Raw genomic sequence first — 2,370 nt, 5'->3', positions numbered from 1 at the left:
CCCGGCGCACGCGGCGGGGGGGGGCCAGGCCCCGCCCCCGGCCCCCCCGTCCCCCCCCCGGGGGCCCCCGGGTCGGGGGTTTACCCCCCCGCGGGGGGGGGGGCCCGGGGGGGCCCCCCCCCCCGGGGCCCACGCTTCACCGTGTCGGCCGGCTCAGCCGTTGCCACCCGCCGGCGGCAGCTGGGCCTGGATCTGGCTCATCACCGTGCTGTCGGCGAGGGTGGTGGTGTCACCGACCTCGCGGCCCTCGGCGATGTCGCGCAGCAGACGGCGCATGATCTTGCCGGAGCGGGTCTTCGGCAGCTCGCCGACCACCTTGACCTGCTTCGGCTTGGCGATCGGGCCGAGCGTGCGGCCGACGTGCGCGCGCAGCTCCTCGACCAGCTCCGGGCTCTCGGTGGCGCCGCCGCGCAGGATCACGAAGGCGACGATGGCCTGGCCGGTGGTGGCGTCCGTGGCGCCGACCACGGCGGACTCGGCCACCGACGGGTGGCCGACCAGGGCCGACTCGACCTCGGTGGTGGAGATGTTGTGGCCCGAGACGAGCATGACGTCGTCGACCCGGCCGAGCAGCCAGATGTCGCCGTCCTCGTCCTTCTTGGCGCCGTCACCGGCGAAGTAGCGGCCCGCGAAGCGCGACCAGTAGGTGTCGATGTAGCGCTGGTCGTCGCCCCAGATGGTGCGCAGCATGGACGGCCACGGCTCGGTGAGCACCAGGTAGCCGCCGGAGCCGTTCGGGACCTCGTTGGCCTCGTCGTCGACCACGGTGGCCGCGATGCCCGGCAGGGCGCGCTGGGCCGAGCCCGGCTTGGTCTCGGTGACGCCCGGCAGCGGGCTGATCATCATGGCGCCGGTCTCGGTCTGCCACCAGGTGTCCACGATCGGGGTCTTGCCGGCGCCGATGTGCTCGCGGTACCAGATCCAGGCCTCGGGGTTGATCGGCTCGCCGACGCTGCCCAGCACCCGCAGCGAGGACAGGTCGAACTTCGCGGGGATGTCGTCGCCCCACTTCATGAAGGTGCGGATCGCGGTCGGCGCGGTGTAGAGGATCGTCACGCCGTACTTCTGGACGATCTCCCAGAACCGGCCCTGGTGCGGGGTGTCCGGGGTGCCCTCGTAGATGACCTGGGTGGCGCCGTTGGAGAGCGGGCCGTAGACGATGTACGAGTGGCCGGTGACCCAGCCGATGTCGGCGGTGCACCAGTAGACGTCGGTCTCCGGCTTGAGGTCGAAGACCGCGTGGTGGGTGTAGCTGGCCTGAGTGAGGTAGCCGCCCGAGGTGTGCAGGATGCCCTTGGGCTTACCGGTGGTGCCCGAGGTGTAAAGGATGAACAGCGGGTGCTCGGCGTCGTGCGCCTCGGGGGCGTGCTCGGTGGACTGGCGCGCGGTGATCTCGTGCCACCAGACGTCACGGCCCTCGGTCCAGGAGATCTCCTGCCCGGTGCGGCGGATCACCAGGACGTGCTCGACGCCGTCGACCTTGGTGAGCGCCTCGTCGATGGCCGGCTTGAGCGCGGACGGCTTGCCGCGGCGGTAGCCGCCGTCGGCGGTGATGACGAGCTTGGCCTGGGCGTCCTCGATGCGGGAGGCGACGGCGTCGGCGGAGAAGCCGCCGAAGACCACCGAGTGGGTGGCGCCGATCCGGGCGCAGGCGAGCATCGCGACGACCGCCTCGGCGATCATCGGCAGGTAGACCGCGACCCGGTCGCCCTTGCGGACGCCGAGCTCCAGCAGCGCGTTGGCGGCCTGCGAGACCTCGTCCTTGAGCTGGGCGTAGGTGATCGAGCGGCTGTCGCCGGGCTCGCCCTCGAAGTGGATCGCGACCCGGTCGCCGAGACCGGCCTCGACGTGGCGGTCGACGCAGTTGTAGGCCACGTTGAGCTTGCCGTCGGCGAACCACTTGGCGAAGGGCGGGTTGGACCAGTCCAGCGTCTCGGTGGGCTCGACGGCCCAGCTGAGGCGGCGGGCCTGCTCGGCCCAGAAGCCCAGGCGGTCCTCGGAGGCCTGCGCGTACGCGGCCGCGGTGACGTTGGCGGCGGCGGCGAGCTCTGCCGGCGGGGCGAATCGCCGCTCCTCCTTGAGCAGGTTGGCCAGGCTCTCGTTGCTCAACGCGCACTCCTCATCGAGTCATGATCGGAGACGATCCCGTGCGTGGGGATTGTCCCGTGTGTCCCAGCGCACAGCTCACCAGGCGAATGGGGCACTTGACAAGAGCCTCCGGGTAATTGGTGTAGACCTTTGACCAACAGTCGAACGGACCATCGTACGGCGCACCGCCTCGGGGCGGTGCGCCGTACGCCGGCCGGAGGGGCCGTGCCCCGGTGTCGTATACACAACAGACGCTGCCGACGACAAATCAAGTGTATATAT

The 2,370-nt window shown here is 71.1% G+C and carries 1 protein-coding gene; it reads right to left on the bottom strand.

What is annotated here, in order from left to right:
- Positions 1–153 precede the first annotated feature (153 nt).
- Positions 154–2,109, bottom strand: coding sequence for an acetate--CoA ligase (gene acs, locus ACFV61_RS02550; RefSeq protein ID WP_063348674.1), 1,956 nt, complete (start codon positions 2,107–2,109; stop codon positions 154–156).
- Positions 2,110–2,370 lie beyond the last annotated feature (261 nt).

This window comes from Kitasatospora sp. NPDC059817, from assembly GCF_042731835.1.
Classification (GTDB): domain Bacteria; phylum Actinomycetota; class Actinomycetes; order Streptomycetales; family Streptomycetaceae; genus Kitasatospora.
This window is presented reverse-complemented; position numbering and strand designations above follow the sequence as displayed.